The 15,423-nt window shown below is 42.4% G+C and carries 13 protein-coding genes; 7 read left to right on the top strand and 6 right to left on the bottom strand.

Features of this window, described 5'->3' with window-relative positions:
• Positions 1–50: 50 nt before the first annotated feature.
• Together FTU80_RS08300 and asd are read right to left on the bottom strand one after the other, a co-directional pair.
• Positions 51–1,475, bottom strand: a complete 1,425-nt coding sequence (locus FTU80_RS08300) for a hypothetical protein (protein WP_180084720.1) — start codon at positions 1,473–1,475, stop codon at positions 51–53.
• A gap of 143 nt (positions 1,476–1,618) precedes the next feature.
• A complete protein-coding gene (gene asd, locus FTU80_RS08295; protein WP_180005293.1) occupies positions 1,619–2,737 on the bottom strand; it encodes an aspartate-semialdehyde dehydrogenase in 1,119 nt (372 codons plus the stop codon).
• A gap of 185 nt (positions 2,738–2,922) precedes the next feature.
• On the opposite strand from asd, the gene FTU80_RS08290 reads away from it, so the two are divergent.
• Both FTU80_RS08290 and FTU80_RS08285 read left to right on the top strand, forming a co-directional pair.
• Positions 2,923–4,050 (top strand): endonuclease/exonuclease/phosphatase family protein, encoded by a 1,128-nt coding sequence (locus FTU80_RS08290; RefSeq protein WP_180084719.1) that lies wholly within the window; start codon positions 2,923–2,925, stop codon positions 4,048–4,050.
• 371 nt (positions 4,051–4,421) lie between these two features.
• Entirely contained in the window at positions 4,422–4,727 is a 306-nt protein-coding gene (locus tag FTU80_RS08285; protein ID WP_257221470.1) for a hypothetical protein, read from the top strand.
• Positions 4,728–4,894: 167 nt separating this feature from the next.
• On the opposite strand, the gene FTU80_RS08280 is transcribed toward FTU80_RS08285, so the two are convergent.
• The 4 genes from FTU80_RS08280 to FTU80_RS08265 form a co-directional block, all read right to left on the bottom strand.
• On the bottom strand, positions 4,895–6,007 hold the full coding sequence (locus tag FTU80_RS08280; RefSeq protein WP_180084717.1) for a glycosyltransferase family 4 protein: 1,113 nt from the start codon (positions 6,005–6,007) through the stop codon (positions 4,895–4,897).
• Between the two features lie 32 nt (positions 6,008–6,039).
• On the bottom strand, positions 6,040–6,975 hold the full coding sequence (gene lpxL / locus FTU80_RS08275) for an LpxL/LpxP family Kdo(2)-lipid IV(A) lauroyl/palmitoleoyl acyltransferase (RefSeq protein WP_180084716.1): 936 nt from the start codon (positions 6,973–6,975) through the stop codon (positions 6,040–6,042).
• An 87-nt stretch (positions 6,976–7,062) separates the two neighbouring features.
• Positions 7,063–7,824, bottom strand: coding sequence for a 3-oxoacyl-ACP reductase (locus tag FTU80_RS08270; RefSeq protein WP_180084715.1), 762 nt, complete (start codon positions 7,822–7,824; stop codon positions 7,063–7,065).
• Positions 7,825–8,009: 185 nt separating this feature from the next.
• Positions 8,010–9,914 carry an ATP-binding cassette domain-containing protein gene (locus FTU80_RS08265; RefSeq protein ID WP_180007159.1) on the bottom strand — a complete coding sequence of 635 codons (1,905 nt, stop codon included), beginning with the start codon at positions 9,912–9,914 and terminating at the stop codon, positions 8,010–8,012.
• A 34-nt stretch (positions 9,915–9,948) separates the two neighbouring features.
• Between FTU80_RS08265 and FTU80_RS08260 the strand changes: the two genes are divergently transcribed.
• From FTU80_RS08260 to FTU80_RS08240, 5 genes are all read left to right on the top strand, one after another.
• Positions 9,949–10,194 carry a SlyX family protein gene (locus tag FTU80_RS08260; protein ID WP_180024468.1) on the top strand — a complete coding sequence of 82 codons (246 nt, stop codon included), beginning with the start codon at positions 9,949–9,951 and terminating at the stop codon, positions 10,192–10,194.
• Positions 10,195–10,326: 132 nt separating this feature from the next.
• Positions 10,327–11,328, top strand: coding sequence for a hypothetical protein (locus FTU80_RS08255; protein WP_180084714.1), 1,002 nt, complete (start codon positions 10,327–10,329; stop codon positions 11,326–11,328).
• Between the two features lie 70 nt (positions 11,329–11,398).
• The gene (locus tag FTU80_RS08250) at positions 11,399–11,848 is read left to right on the top strand and encodes a hypothetical protein (RefSeq protein ID WP_067763805.1); all 450 of its coding nucleotides are present in this window, start codon (positions 11,399–11,401) and stop codon (positions 11,846–11,848) included.
• Between the two features lie 38 nt (positions 11,849–11,886).
• Positions 11,887–14,529 carry a type I DNA topoisomerase gene (gene topA, locus FTU80_RS08245; protein ID WP_180084713.1) on the top strand — a complete coding sequence of 881 codons (2,643 nt, stop codon included), beginning with the start codon at positions 11,887–11,889 and terminating at the stop codon, positions 14,527–14,529.
• 90 nt (positions 14,530–14,619) lie between these two features.
• Positions 14,620–15,423: an NYN domain-containing protein gene (locus FTU80_RS08240; protein ID WP_180024459.1), complete on the top strand. Its 804-nt coding sequence runs from the start codon at positions 14,620–14,622 to the stop codon at positions 15,421–15,423.

Genomic DNA, 15,423 nt, shown 5'->3' with positions numbered 1-15,423 from the left:
ATATAAAGTTGCACTCATCCCTATAAAATCTTGATTGGTAACGTTTTAGTTTATTGGCTTCTTTTATCTGCTTGTTGAGCTTTCAACTGTTGTTGCAGTTGAGCAAGACGAGCATTTAATAATTGAATTCTGTGATCCTTTTGATTTAGCGCCAATTCTAATTGAGTTACGTTTCTCTGTAATTTAACGGTTTTTTCACGAGATGTCATAACTTTTAATGACAACTCTTTCGAAGTTTTATTCTTTTCTGCTGCACTGTTGGCAGAAGATTGTGCTGAATCTTGCGCTTTCTCTGCCACCAGACTCATTTCAGCTTGATTCAAGCGGTATTTGGTTTTACCTGACTGCTTCGAAGGTACTTTGGCAAGTTCTGCAGCAGAGACTTTTACAGGCTGTTTTGCTTGCTGCATACCATGCAGATTTAAGGCAGCACCACGGCGCAGACGGTTTACATCGCCCTGAATGAATGCATGTTCGTTGCTGTTTTTAATCTGTTGCATGACTTCAGAGACAGGGCGGTTTTGTTCTGTTGCAATACGTGAGGCAATCCCCCAAAGGCTTTCATTTGAGCGAACCACATATTTTGCTGCAGGTGTTGCTGTTGATGCAGCTGCAGTACTTGTTGGTTTTGGTGTAGATGCTGTTTGAGTTGTCGTTGTTGGATTTTCACGTTTTTGTGCTGCCTGCTCCGCAGCAAATTTTTGTGCCAATGGGTCTTGAGATCTTGCAGTTGATGCTGTTGCAGCTTGCATTTCTGAACTGACAGAGCCGGTCGAATTGGTTTTTGTAACTTGCGAAATTGATGTTTCAGAACCTGATGAAGTACTTGCGCTATTTTGCTCCGCAGGCGTAACACTATAATTTTGTACATGCGTGACAGGTTCAATCGCAACAGGCGTTGACGTTGCTAATTGTGCTAACTTCGGCGGTGTTTTGGTGCTGAGTAATAAGGGTTGTTCTACAGCTACAGGTGCTTTTGCGGTGTAGAGGGTGCTAACAGGTAAATTTAAGGCAATTTCTTTTTCATTTACGATCACGACAGGTGCTAAAGCACGTTCATTGGCAAGGGGTTGATTCGCATTCGACGGTGCTGGATTGCGTTTTAATGGGGTACGAATTTGTTGCAGGCGTGAAGCATTACCTTCTTTAATATTGACAATAAAATTAAGCTCAGCATCGGTCACTGGACGCGAAGAGGTAATAGTAATTACCCCATTGCCCGCACCATCACGACGCGTGAAGAAGTTTAAATGCCCCGGTGGTTGATGCCCTGTACCCATACTCAACAAATCTTCTGCCGTGGCTAAACTTGCATCGAGCGGCACAGATGTATTGGAGTGGCGAAAATGAATCTCAGCGTACAGCAATTCCCCGGGTGCTGACTGGACTTGTACAGGATCAATGCTGATCGCTTGAATGTTTTGAGATGCAATAACGGCTAAAATGGCGATCTTTAATTTGTTATATACGGTCATCTTAATCTTTAGCTCGAATATATGTCGCATGGCGAAAATTATAGATTAGCGAGTTGTCAAAGAATTGTAAAATATTTACACGACAGTTACATAAAAAAGCCGATCAATTGTGATCGGCTTCCTGTTCAGAGACTTAAAAATGCTTAAGCATTTTTATAATCAATGAGAATTCTTAGCATACGGCGTAAAGGTTCAGCAGCACCCCAAAGCAATTGGTCACCTACAGTAAATGCACCTAGGTATTCTTTACCCATGTTGAGCTTACGGAGACGACCAACTGGAACAGACAAGGTGCCTGTTACAGCAACAGGAGTCAAATCAGTCATTGACGCTTCACGGGTATTTGGAACCACTTTAGACCAATCGTTGGCACTTGCGATGATATCTTCGATTTCATCCAGTGGAACATCTTTACGAAGTTTTAAAGTCAATGCTTGTGAGTGACAACGCATTGCACCGATACGGACACAGTGGCCATCGATTGGAACGATTTGCTGGTTGCCTAAGATCTTGTTGGTTTCAACTTGCCCTTTCCATTCTTCTTTCGACTGACCGCTTTCAAGCTGTTTGTCGATATAAGGAATGAGAGAACCCGCTAAAGGCACACCGAAGTTTGCAGATGGGAAACCTTCGCCACGTTGTAACTGTGCAATTTTAGAATCGATATCTAAAATTGGTGAACGTGGGTCATCCAGCAAGTCTTTGGTGTTGTTATACAAGTAGCCCATCCCTGAAATTAGTTCACGCATGTTTTGCGCGCCTGCACCAGATGCCGCTTGATATGTCATTGAGGTTGCCCATTCCACTAAATTATTTTGGAATAGACCGCCTAAACCCATTAACATTAATGAAACGGTACAGTTACCGCCCACGAAGGTTTTTGTACCTTTCACTAAGCCGTCTTTGATTACGTTCATGTTTACTGGGTCAAGTACGATGATCGCTTCATCATCCATACGTAAAGTCGATGCAGCATCGATCCAGTAACCATTCCAATTTTCAGCTTTAAGCTTAGGAAAAACTTCAGTCGTATAATCGCCACCTTGGCAGGTGATAATGACATCCATTTGCTTCAGACTATCAATGTCCGTTGCATCCATAAGTGCTGGGGCAGTCTTACCACCAAACGCAGGGGCTTCACCACCTGCATTACTGGTAGAAAAGTAAAACGGTTCGAAATGAGCGAAATCGTTTTCTTCAACCATACGTTGCATAAGGACGGAACCAACCATCCCGCGCCAACCGACCAGACCTACTTTCATGTCACTTTGCCTCGGTGCGTTAAAAAAATAAAAAGGGGGTTCGAGTGTACCAAAAGGGCGCATAACTGCAAGCGCTACATAATGAAAACACCAATAATATTGTGCAATATATCTTGTTTATGTTACATGCAAAACTGATATAAATTTATGAATCAATAAAAAATAAAGAATATAAGGGAGGCGTAATGATTTGGATTGAAATACTGGCTGGCTTCGTCATTTGGTTGACATTTTGGTCACTCATACCACGAGATGAATGGTGGTTTCGTGGTGCAGATTTTCCGCGTCTGCAAATCTTGGCTTTGGGCATATTTGCCTTCATAGGCTTAATTTTATGGAATGCTGAATGGGACTTGGCGCGTGAAATCATTTTAATTGGGTTGATTGCTGCCTTGGCATATCAATTAAAAATGGTTTTGCCTTATACCTTTATTTGGAAAAAACAAGTCAAAAAAGTTCGATCAGACCAGTTAGATAAAGAGAAACAAATTTCAATCATTGTCTCAAATGTACTTACGCCGAATACTCAATATCACTTATTATTGGCACAAATACAAAAGCATCAACCTGACTTAGTACTCACGCTAGAAACAGATCAAACTTGGCAAAATGAATTGGCAGTGATTGAAGCTGATTATCCTTATCGCGTACCCGTACCTTTGGATAATTTGTATGGCATGCATTTGTATAGCAAGTTAGAACTTAGTGAAACTGAAGTCAAATTTATTCTCAGTGATGAAATTCCTTCGATCCATACCCGAGTCACCTTAGCATCAGGAAATCAGGTTCAACTGTATTGTTTACATCCCAAACCGCCAAGTCCAACAGAAGCCAAAGATTCAACTTTACGCGATGCAGAATTGCTGATTGTGGGCGATCAGATTAAAGATTTAGATGAAAGTTGCATCGTTATGGGGGACCTGAATGATGTGGCATGGTCACGTACTACACGACTCTTTCAACGAATCAGTGGGCTTTTAGACCCACGTGTTGGACGGCATTTCGTAAATACCTTTCATGCCAATTATCCACTGCTGCGTTGGTCGCTCGACCATATTTTTCATAGTACAGATTTTGCCTTGGTACATATGGAACGCTTGCCCAATATCGGTTCAGACCATTTTCCAGTCTATGTGGTGCTGCAAACAGACAGGGTATTTGAGCAAATCCAAGAAGAATTAGAGCAAACAGATGAAGATGAACAAGAAGCGCAAGAGGCAATTCAGGAGGGTATAGAAAAAGCTGAGAAAGAGGAGAAGATTGTGACCGATGAAATCGCCCGTGATTATAAGGATAGTACGAAGGCACCTTGATTTTGTTTGATTTAAGAGAAAAGTGTAAGAAATAGCTTACACAGCTTTCGGCTTCTGACGAATGGTCAGGTCAAGTGTATTGACTTATTCTTTGATCATCGGCACATGGAACTGGGAACGGAACATCCCACTAAGGAAGACGAAGCCGATGGAAGCATCACGGAACGGATGCAGGAAAGGAAAGCCAATAAAAAATAAAAAGAATACTTGTGAAAGCACAACCTCATAGACCCGAGTTTTGCAGGATGCAGAACTCGGGTTTTGCTTTTGTGATATAGAATTTTTTGCTTTTCTTTTGATCAATTTCTTTATACAGTGTGCCAAGAAAAAAACGATGAATTTCCAATAAAAATATAGGTATGAGACGTTCTATGCTGTCCGAATGGCACCAAAAAATATTGCAGATTACACACTTATCCACCGATGCACTTTCCATTTACCTTGGCTTAATACTGTTCTTTTTTGTGGCCTTTTGCCATCACCGCCAATTGAAATCACCTTATGCGATTTGGACGGTTGTGGTCGTCGCAGTGGGATTGGAATTGTTTAATGCACGGCATGACATTTTAGATAGAGGTTATTGGCGTATAGGGCAAAGTTTGAAATATATTCTGAATGTCATGTTGTTGCCGCTAATCCTTTGGTTGATGTCCCGATACCGTGTATGGAAGGGCTAAGTGGAAGCCCGAAATTGAAGGATTAAATCGCCAGTTAAAAAATCCTAATAGAAAAAAAGGATATTGTGAAATGCACAATATCCTTTCTAGATGATGATCGAGTTGCTGAATTAAAAAGATTTCCAGAACGTTATCCTGCACAGCAAAGATCTATGGCGTGTAGTCAATCAAGCTGGATGCTGAGAGACCACTTGCGTATACAACGCTAAAGTCTGATCACACATCTCTTTTAAACTAAACATGCTGATAGGCTGCACGTGTTGTGGTTGGTCTAAATGCAACTTTAAGGTGTCGAGTAATTGTGTTTCATCATCGACAGTGACTAAACCTTGCGGATAGACATTGGATAAAATTTCAGCTACACCACCACGGTTCCAACCAATCACAGGTGTACCTACAGACAGTGCTTCGAGTACAGTCCGTCCAAAGGTTTCCGCTTGGCTCGACAAAGATAAAACCAAATCGCTAAAAGCTAACCATTCACGGATATCTGAACGATGACCGACAAAAGTAATCCGATCACTCAGCCCTTTAGCCGCAATACTGTCTTGCATTTCTTGTAAATAAGCCGCTTTTTTCGGATCTGCACCACCGACCACCACCGCATGTACGTCGGGATACTGTGTTTGTAGCTGTTCCATTAAATGGATCAGGGTTTCATGACCTTTCAAACGGGTGATACGGCCTGGTAAGCAAATCAGACGCTTATTTTCTAGTTCAGGGAAATCTTTTAGGGTTTGATTGAGCCACTGTGCTGAGGGTTGATAACCATGTGGAAAAGCAGCGGGGTCAATGCCACGATAAATACGCACAATGTCCTTGGTAGGACAGTTTTTGTAGTTGTCCGTGATGTATTTGACAACACTATCCGAGACCGCAATGACTTTTTCAGCCTGCGTCATGATTTGACTATAGCGATTAATCGAATAAAAACCATGTACAGTTGAAATCAGGTGAGGTCGCTTGTTTGCAGGAATCCCTTTGAGGGCAAAATGCGTGAGCCACGCAGGGACACGTGAGCGCACATGCACGATGTCTGGTTGATGTTGCTCAATCAGTTTACGTAGAGGACGAATTTGCCATAAGCTTGATAAGGCTTTTTTATGGATTGCGAGCGTGAGGTGAGTTGAACCTTCAGCTTCCAATTGAGTTACCATGCGACCACCATTTGAAACCACTAAGGACTCATGACCGGCGGTCACTAAAGCACGAGCTATTTCTAAGGTTCCTCGCTCGACACCACCACTGTTCAATTCAGGTAAAAGCTGCATTACTTTCATAGCATTTCTCTTTTTTATGTGCTGAGTTGAACTCAATAGATTTTGTCATAGCCTTGTGGGCGGGTTTTAAAGCGGCGATGGAACCACATGTATTGTGTCGGTGCGATTCGTAGCTGATTTTCAATAATTTTATTGGTTCGAACAGCATCCGAAACTTCATCTTCACTCGGAAAATTATCCAAAGCAGGTTCAATCAGCACATGATATTGAGGGTTGCTGATGTCGCCATCTCGATAAAAATACAATGGGATCGCTACGGCTTTAGCAATTTTTAATAAGCGACGATGTGCAGTAACAGTGGCTGCGGGAGTACCAAAAAACGGTGCCATAACCCCTTGTTTTAAACCAAAGTCTTGATCGGGACTGTACCAAATGGCATGGCCATTTTTCAGATTGCGAATCAAGCCACGCATATCATCATGGTCGATTTGGTTGGCATAGATGGTGGCACGGCAACGCACAATCAACATATCCAACAGCGGATTATTTTGCGGACGATAAACCACATCCGGCTCAAAAAACTGTGCGCATAAATAGCCACCAGCATCGAGCAGGGTAGAATGTGTGCCGAGGAGTAAAATACCTTTGCCTTCAGCTTGTGCATTTTGAATATGTTCTAAGCCTTCAATTTGCACCCGATTTTTGAACCACTGCGGGCTGTACCATGCATTTAAGGTTTCAAAAATACCAATCATTTGGTCGATAAAAACCTGTCTTGCATTAGCTTCAATCTGTTCTGCCGTCCATTCAGGAAAGCAAACTTCCAAGTTGCGAATCGTGGTTTTACGACGTGATTTGAGATTATTAAATGCGACAGAACCGAGGAATTGCCCAAGTCGATACTGAATTGCCCACGGAAGAATCGCCAAAATCATAAGAAATACAATCCCTATCCAAATTCCCCAATACTGAGGAAGTAAGAAAGACCATTGGAATTTTCCGGGTTGATATGTTGGCTTTTGACTCATAGGGCTAAATCAAAGATTAAAAAATAGGGTTCAGTTTAGCATGAAGCTGAATTGAAAGAGAAAGTTCAACCTCATGCTGCGCTAGACTTAACCTTTGACTAAACCGCCATCGACAATCAAATTCTGCCCTGTGACCGCACGTGAGTAAGGGGACAAGAACATCATGATGGCTGCAGCAAATTCTTCAGGCGTGGTCACTGTGCGTAAAGGTGTCGATGCCGCAATTAAGTCAAAGACGGCATCGGGCGTCGCTTTACTGGCATCGGTGCTTTGTAATAAGCCACCTGAAAGCATATTCACATTAATCCCAAACTCACCCAGCTCATGTGCCGCTGTGCGGGTGAAGGCCAACAAAGCTGCCTTTGCTGCAGTGTAGTCGTGGTAAGGCACGACAGGGTTTTGTACCAGGTTGGTGCCAATATTGACAATGCGACCAAAACCCTGTGCTTTCATCTTGGGAAGCGCCGCTTGCGTGGTGTTGAGTGCAGCGACGACTGCGCCATCAAACTGTTGCTGTAAGTGCTGTGCAGTCAGTTCTTCCATTTTAGGACGGGCATCGCCATTAAATTGAAAATGGATGAGGGCATTATTTACGACAGAGGTGATCGCGGTACCAAAATGTGCTTCTGCTGCGGCAAAAAGCTGTTCTACTTGAGCTTTATCTGTGACATCTGCTTGATAGGCAAACACTTGCTGAGGAAATGCGGTCGCCAACTGTTCTGCCGCAGTTTGACTGGATAGATAGTTCACGACCACGCGTGCGCCTTCAGCTATTAAAGTTTTGCTAATTGCCAAACCGAGGCCACGTGCGCCTCCTGTAACCAAGACAATTTGATCTGAAATTTGCATGCTCGTGACTCAATCTTATATTGAACGTCACCATAGCAAGCTTTTCACATTTGCGGAATCGTCTTTACAGACGCTGTATGCTCCAATTTGAAACAGCGTCATTTAGGTTAGCCATCCAGTCGAGTCATATGACATAAAAAAGCCGTATCGAGATACGGCTTTTTCTGTGTGGAATATTTGTAGATTTAGCCTTTAGCGAGCGTTTCTAGCTCATCTAAACGTTCCATTTTTTCTAGCATTTCGTCATCAATTTCAGCTAGACGCTGTGATGCTTTGGTCGCAGCATTGGCGTCAGTCATGAACCAAGAACCGTCAGCTAATTTTTCAGACAATTCAGCTTGCTCTTGTTCCAATGCTTCAATTTCAGTCGGCAGTTGTTCTAGGGCACGTTGGTCTTTATAGCTGAGCTTGACTTTTTTAGGCACCGCAGCGGCAGCCGCTGCTTCGGCTTTAGCCATGGCTTTTTTCACATCGCTTTTTTGATCCACGACAGTTTGGTCAGGACGCTGTTCCAAATAGTCTTGATAACCACCGATGTATTCATCGATTTGACCTTTACCATCAAAGACCCAAGTTGAAGTCACCACGTTGTCCATAAATGCACGGTCATGCGAAATCAGTAACAGTGTGCCTTTGTAAGCACTGAGCATTTCTTCTAACAGTTCAAGAGTCACCATATCCAAGTCGTTGGTCGGTTCGTCCATCACGATAAGGTTCGATGGTTTCAGTAGAAGCTTAGCCAACAGAATACGGTTACGCTCACCTCCAGACAGTGCTTTAACTGGTGTACGTGCGCGTTCTGGAGAGAATAAGAAGTCTTGTAAATAACTGTAGATGTGACGACGGCTACCATTGACATCGACATGGTCTGAGCCTTCAGAGACGTTATCTTTCACTGATTTTTCAAGATCAAGTGCATTTCGAAGCTGATCAAAGTAAGCAACTTCAAGCTGTGTACCTGTTTTTACTGTACCAGTATGTTCTTGCTCACCCAAAATAGCTTTGATAAGAGTGGTTTTACCCACACCGTTGTCACCGACTAAGCCGATCCGGTCACCACGTAATACCAGTGCCGAGAAGTCTTTGATGATTGGTGCGCTGTTGCCAAATTGCACAGCTAAGTTTTCAATTTCAAAGACCACTTTACCTGAGCGCTGCGCATCTTGCGTTGCCATGCTCACTTTGCCTTGTTGTGAACGACGTGCTTTAGACTCTTCACGCAATGCTTTTAGGGCACGAACACGACCTTCGTTACGGGTACGACGCGCTTTAATGCCCTGACGAATCCACACTTCTTCTTCAGCGAGTTTTTTATCGAATAGCGCATTTTGCTTTTCTTCCGCTTCCATTTGCTGAGCTTTGAGTTCGAGGTAACGTGAATAGTTACCTTCATAGCTACGCAAAATGCCGCGGTCAAGTTCCACAATACGGGTTGCGATGCTATCGACAAATGAACGGTCATGCGAAATAAACAACAGGGTTAAGTTATTTTGATCAAGCAGGAATTTTTCGAGCCATTCAATACTTTCAACGTCCAAATGGTTAGTCGGTTCGTCGAGTAGTAAGACATCGGGCTGCGTTAAGAGAGCACGTGCCAACAAAACACGACGCTTACGACCACCAGACAAATCTGCAAGGTCAGCTTCTGGGTCTAGGCCCATTTTGCTGAGGATGGCATTCACTTTGGTTTCAAGTGACCAGCCATCCATTTGATCCATCTGATGTTGTAGGTTGCCCATGCGCTCACAGGCGTCCATATCGCCGAGTACGCAGGCTTCGCTGGCTTCATGATAAGCACGTAGAACAGTTGCAGCTTCACCTGCACCATCGGCAACAATATCAGCAACTTTGCCCGAATCCATGGGTACATCTTGAGCAAGCATTGAAATCGTAATGCCATTTTGCAATGAAACTTCACCGCCATCTGGCAATAAAGTTCCCTCAATCAGTTTAAGTAAAGTAGACTTACCTTCACCATTACGACCGATTAGACACACTCGCTCGCCACGTTCTAAACTGAAGTTCGCGCCGTCGAGTAGGGAAGGTCCGCCAAATGCAAGCTGGACGTCCCTTAAAGTAATATAGGCCATAATGTTTCCTGAAATCTTATATGAGGAGTGTAAATTGACTACACAACAAAATCTTGATGAACAGGCGTCATTTTCCGCACCCATTGAAGATTTGCAAGTCCGAATTGCATTTTTAGATGATTTAGTTGACCAACTGAATGATCAAGTTGCGCGTCAAAACGCCGAAATCGCTGATTTAAAGAAACAAATGCAGATTTTGTATCGTCGTATTGAATCGGCAGATTTATCTGAAGGTATTGCGGCATTTGACCCAATGACTAACCGCCCACCGCATTATTAATGTCACTATTGAATGACAGGCAGATGACGAATCAGCGCCAAAGCTGTGGATTGGTGTAAATTTATTTGACCTTTTGCAGCGTGACAGGTCTAATGCACCGCATCTGCTGATCGAAACCCATTATTTCATCTCATGAGTCAAAAAGTTGTCCTGCTAGATTTGGAAAATAACCCGCCCACAGCAAATCTATTGCGCAATATCATTGAACATTACAGTACTTTGTATGTGTTTAGCTGCAGCGGAAAATTTGAATATGCACTTGAAGATTTGACTGAAATTGCAGGGTGGATCGCGACTGGTCAATTGGTGGTTTTGGATATTCCAGAAACGCCGCAAAAAGAATTTGAATATGCGGTGATTGTGGGGCAACTGATGGCCTTGATGGATCCAGATGCGCATATTGAAGTGATTTCAGCGATGCCGGATATTGGCTTATTGATAGAACAATTGGACGGCTCTGGACTCAGCGCACATCTCATTCAAATTCAGTCAGAACAAGAAGTTTCACATAAAGTGAAGTATAAAATTCCTGACCTAGAAACCATTCGGAATAAACCTGATTTATTACTGATTAAACACTATTGTGATGGTCTGGAAAAACTCAGTGGCAAGCCCAACAGTTTGGATAAACTGAAAAATTCGCTGATGAATATTTTGCAAGTCTCTAGCGAAAAAGCTCAGCATTTGGTCGGTATGTTGATCAATCTTAAAATCGTCAAACGCTTTGATGAGCAAATTTCGATTCGAAAAAAAGTACTCAAACAATGGGTGCAGCTAGATTTAAATGCGACGGCTGAAACAGCATTGCCGATAAAAACAGACCTGAATGCATTTACTGCTTCACTCGAAGAACAAACCTCAAATACTGATGATACGGCGTCGATGATTCAGGCTGCACAGCAAGGCTTATTTAAAAATTTCAATAAGATTGATCCTGTGCAAATGGAAGTGATCCGAAAATTGCATGAATTAAAGTCAGATAAACCAAAAGATATCTACGCCTTACGTGATTTATTGGAGCAAATGTTCCCACAATCTGACGTTCGATTATTACTTAAAGAGTTGATCGAAAAAGGATATATCTATTGGAATGGTCACGAAGTGCTGTATAGCCACGAGATGTTCCTGAATTAATTTTATCGAGTGAACTTGCGTTTTATATTGCGCTTATGCAACTCTAATAAAGGAATATAAAGGTTGTGCTATGGAAAATACTGGAATCTGGGTTACCGTTTTTATTGTGGTCTTTGTACTTGGGTCAATTTTTGGGCTACGAGTAAATCCAAGAGAAAAAGCTTTAGGCATCATGCGTGAAAAAGCTCGAAAAATGAGTTTACATCCGCGTCTAGTGGCTGCTCCTGATTGGACCAAGATTCCAAAGGCATCGGAAAATCGTGCCAGTATGGTGGCATATTATAGTGTGCTTATTCCAGATGCGCGCTTGCCTTTAATGCGAGCTTTGGTGGTGGATGACAAACTTGAACTTGTCTATGGTGATGATAAGTTTAAAGACTTACCCATTACATTAAAGGGCATTTATGCTATTGATATGCAGGCAAACTGTGTAGGACTCTATTGGAACGAAGAATCTGACTTAAGAGCTACCCAGCTTGATGATATGAAAGCATTTCTACATTCATTGGCTGAACTTTAAATTTTAAAATACCTATTAAACAGGAATGATGGTTAACTATGGCGAACGCTCCTCGGTCTACATCTAAAAGTACCACAGCAAAATCTTCCGATGCTGGGAAAAAGCGTGCGTTAGTGATTGTGGAATCGCCTGCTAAAGCGAAAACAATCAATAAATATTTGGGTTCTGACTACATCGTAAAATCTTCGGTGGGTCATGTCCGTGATTTACCAACTGGTGGCTCTGCAAAAACAGCAGAGAAAAAACCAGCGACGCGTACCAAATTGACTGAAGCAGAAAAAGCAAAAAAAGCACAAAAAGCTTTGGTCAACCGTATGGGCGTCGACCCTGAAAACGACTGGAAAGCTCAATACGAAGTGCTTCCAGGCAAAGAACATGTAGTTGCAGAACTGAAAAAATTGGCATCGCAAGTCGATGAAGTCTATCTCGCAACGGATATGGATAGAGAAGGGGAAGCGATTGCTTGGCATTTAAAAGAAGTGATTGGCGGGGATGACTCACGTTATCAACGTGTGGTGTTCAACGAAATCACTAAAAATGCTATCCAAGAAGCCTTTAAACATCCTTCTCGCCTCGATACAGATAAAGTCAATGCACAGCAAGCACGTCGCTTCTTAGACCGTATTGTGGGCTTTATGATCTCACCATTGTTGTGGGAAAAAATTGCCCGTGGTCTTTCAGCTGGTCGTGTACAGTCCGTTGCGGTGAAGCTGGTAGTTGAGCGTGAACGTGAAATTCGTGCTTTCATTCCTGAAGAATTTTGGCAAGTTTTTGCAGATACCAAAGCTAAGAAAGATGATATTCGTCTTGAAGCGGTGAAGCAAAACGGCAAGACTTTAAAATTACACAATAAAGCTGAAACAGATGCGCTTCTAAATCTGATTAAAGATGCTGATTATACGGTAACGACTCGTGAAGATAAGCCAACTAAGGTTAATCCGAGTGCGCCTTACATCACGTCGACTTTACAACAGGCTGCAAGTACCCGTCTTGGTTTTTCTGTGAAGAAAACCATGATGTTGGCACAGCGCTTGTATGAAGCGGGTTTCATTACCTATATGCGTACAGACTCAACTTTCTTGAGTGATGATGCAGTCAATATGGTACGTGGTCATATTGAGTCTGAATTTGGTCAAAAATATCTGCCGGCGAAGCCAAACCGTTATGGCAACAAAGCGGGTGCTCAAGAAGCCCATGAAGCGATTCGTCCGTCAAATGTGGCGCTAAAAGGCGACCAATTGGCAGGTGCAGAACGTGATGCACAACGCCTGTATGACTTGATTTGGCGTCAGTTTGTGGCATGTCAGATGACACCAGCGGAATATTTATCATCGACCATTTTAGTAGATGCCAATGGTGTAGAACTCAAAGCCAAAGGCCGTACATTGGTCTTTGATGGTTTCACTAAAGTGCGTGGTCAAAACAAATCGGATGATGATGTACTGTTACCTGCTGTAAAAGTCGGTGAAGTACTCAAGCTTGAAAAATTAGATCCATCGCAACACTTTACTAAACCACCTGCGCGCTTCACTGAAGCATCTTTGGTCAAAGAGCTTGAGAAAAAAGGGATTGGTCGTCCATCGACGTATGCTGCGATTATCTCAACTATTCAAGACCGTGGTTATGTGAAGCTTGATAACCGTCGTTTGTTCGCTGAGAAAATGGGTGAAATCGTGACAGATCGTCTCGATGAAAACTTCAATAACTTGATGAACTATGCATTCACGGCAGATCTTGAAGGTCAGCTAGATAAAGTCGCGGATGGTGATCGTAATTGGAAAGAGTTACTCAATAGCTTCTACGGTGATTTTAAAACACGCTTAACCACAGCTCAGGGTGAAAATGGCATGCGCCGTAATTTACCTGTAGAAGTGGATGCTGTGCACTGTAAAGAATGTGACCGTCCGATGCAAATTCGTACAGGGACTACCGGCGTGTTCTTGGGTTGTTCAGGTTATAACTTACCGCCAAAAGAGCGTTGTAAGGGAACTTTAAACCTGACACCTGTAGAATCATTGGCTGCATTGTCTGACGATGACTCGGCAGAAACAGCAGATTTAATGTCGAAAAAACGTTGTCCAATCTGTGAAACAGCCATGGACAGCTATGTGATTGATGGCGGTCGTAAGTTACATATCTGTGGTAATAACCCAGACTGTGCTGGTTTTGAGCTTGAAGAAGGTGAGTTCAAAATCAAAGGTTATGATGGTCCAACCATTCCGTGCGACAAATGTGATGGCGAAATGCAATTGAAGACAGGCCGTTTCGGTCCTTACTTTGCATGTAATAGCTGTGACAATACACGTAAAGTGTTGAAGAGCGGTCAGCCGGCACCTCCACGTGTCGACCCAATCAAAATGGAACACTTACGCTCAACCAAACATGATGACTTCTTTGTCCTTCGTGATGGCGCAGCAGGTTTATTCTTAGCTGCAAGTAAGTTCCCGAAAGTTCGTGAAACTCGTGCGCCTAAAGTCGCGGAACTACGTTCTGTCGCAGATCAGTTGGATGCAAAATATCAGTTCATCTTGCAAGCGCCGGATGTCGATCCTGAAGGCAACCCAACATTGGTGAAATTCAGCCGTAAGAACCAAGCGCAATATATTGGTTCTGAAAATGCTGAAGGCAAACAAACCAAATGGTCTTTGGTGTACCAAGACGGTAAGTGGGTTGAGGCTTAAGCTTTAAAATCAATAAAATGCTGACTTCGGTCGGCATTTTTTATGTCAGAATTAATCAAAATTTAAATGATAAAAATGATTGGGGGAATAGTGGAAATTCAAACGAAAAAGTTTGCTGTACTCATAGATGCGGATAACTCATCGACCAATGCTATTCCATCTGTGTTGGAAGAGGTTGCAAAATATGGAATCGCAAGTGTTAAACGAGTTTATGGAGATTGGAGCAGCGAAACCTTAAAAAATTGGCGTGAAGTCTTACTTCCTCATGCAATCACACCTGTTCAGCAGTTTGCTTACACAAAGGGCAAAGATGCAACGGATATGATTTTGATCATTGATGCGATGGATTTGCTGTACGCAGGTGCATTGGATGGCTTTTGTATTGTTTCAAGCGACAGTGATTTTACCCCTTTAGCATCTAGAATTCGTGAAAATGGGCTAAGTGTTTACGGTTTTGGAAAAAAGTCGACGCCAGAGGCATTTAAAAAAGCATGTGATAAATTTATTTATGTTGAAAACTTACTGCAAGATAATGAGCTAAAAAATACTGAAGAAGATCTTATTAATTCACCAATTAAAGAAGTCATTGAAAATATAAAAGTAAGTGAACCAAAGCCATCTGTGCAGATTAAAGAGAATACAATCACTGAAATCATTGATAAACCCACTTTAAATTTGATTTATAAAGCTGTGAAAGATAATGCGGATGAAAATGGATGGGCTAATTTAAGTATGGTTGGGCAATATATCAGCGCAGTCAAACCTGACTTTGATTCTAGAAACTACGGTCGAGCAAAATTATCTGGACTAATTAAAACGCTAAATTTATTTGAAACAAAAATAGAAATGAGTCAAATGTATTTAAGAAAGATAAAAAAGCAGAGTACGATTTAA

It is taken from the genome of Acinetobacter sp. YH12145 (genome assembly GCF_013418335.1).
Taxonomy (GTDB): domain Bacteria; phylum Pseudomonadota; class Gammaproteobacteria; order Pseudomonadales; family Moraxellaceae; genus Acinetobacter; species Acinetobacter amyesii.
The sequence above is the reverse complement of the archived record's forward strand: the minus strand, read 5'-3'. Positions and strand labels throughout refer to the sequence as shown.

Coding starts and splice junctions, on each gene's coding strand:
- FTU80_RS08265 (WP_180007159.1), bottom strand. CDS start 9,914: ATGGCCTATATTACTTTAAGGGACGTCCAGCTTGCATTTGGCGGACCT.
- FTU80_RS08290 (WP_180084719.1), top strand. CDS start 2,923: ATGATTTGGATTGAAATACTGGCTGGCTTCGTCATTTGGTTGACATTT.
- FTU80_RS08255 (WP_180084714.1), top strand. CDS start 10,327: ATGAGTCAAAAAGTTGTCCTGCTAGATTTGGAAAATAACCCGCCCACA.
- FTU80_RS08250 (WP_067763805.1), top strand. CDS start 11,399: ATGGAAAATACTGGAATCTGGGTTACCGTTTTTATTGTGGTCTTTGTA.
- FTU80_RS08270 (WP_180084715.1), bottom strand. CDS start 7,824: ATGCAAATTTCAGATCAAATTGTCTTGGTTACAGGAGGCGCACGTGGC.
- asd (WP_180005293.1), bottom strand. CDS start 2,737: ATGAAAGTAGGTCTGGTCGGTTGGCGCGGGATGGTTGGTTCCGTCCTT.
- FTU80_RS08280 (WP_180084717.1), bottom strand. CDS start 6,007: ATGAAAGTAATGCAGCTTTTACCTGAATTGAACAGTGGTGGTGTCGAG.
- lpxL (WP_180084716.1), bottom strand. CDS start 6,975: ATGAGTCAAAAGCCAACATATCAACCCGGAAAATTCCAATGGTCTTTC.
- topA (WP_180084713.1), top strand. CDS start 11,887: ATGGCGAACGCTCCTCGGTCTACATCTAAAAGTACCACAGCAAAATCT.
- FTU80_RS08300 (WP_180084720.1), bottom strand. CDS start 1,475: ATGACCGTATATAACAAATTAAAGATCGCCATTTTAGCCGTTATTGCA.
- FTU80_RS08285 (WP_257221470.1), top strand. CDS start 4,422: ATGCTGTCCGAATGGCACCAAAAAATATTGCAGATTACACACTTATCC.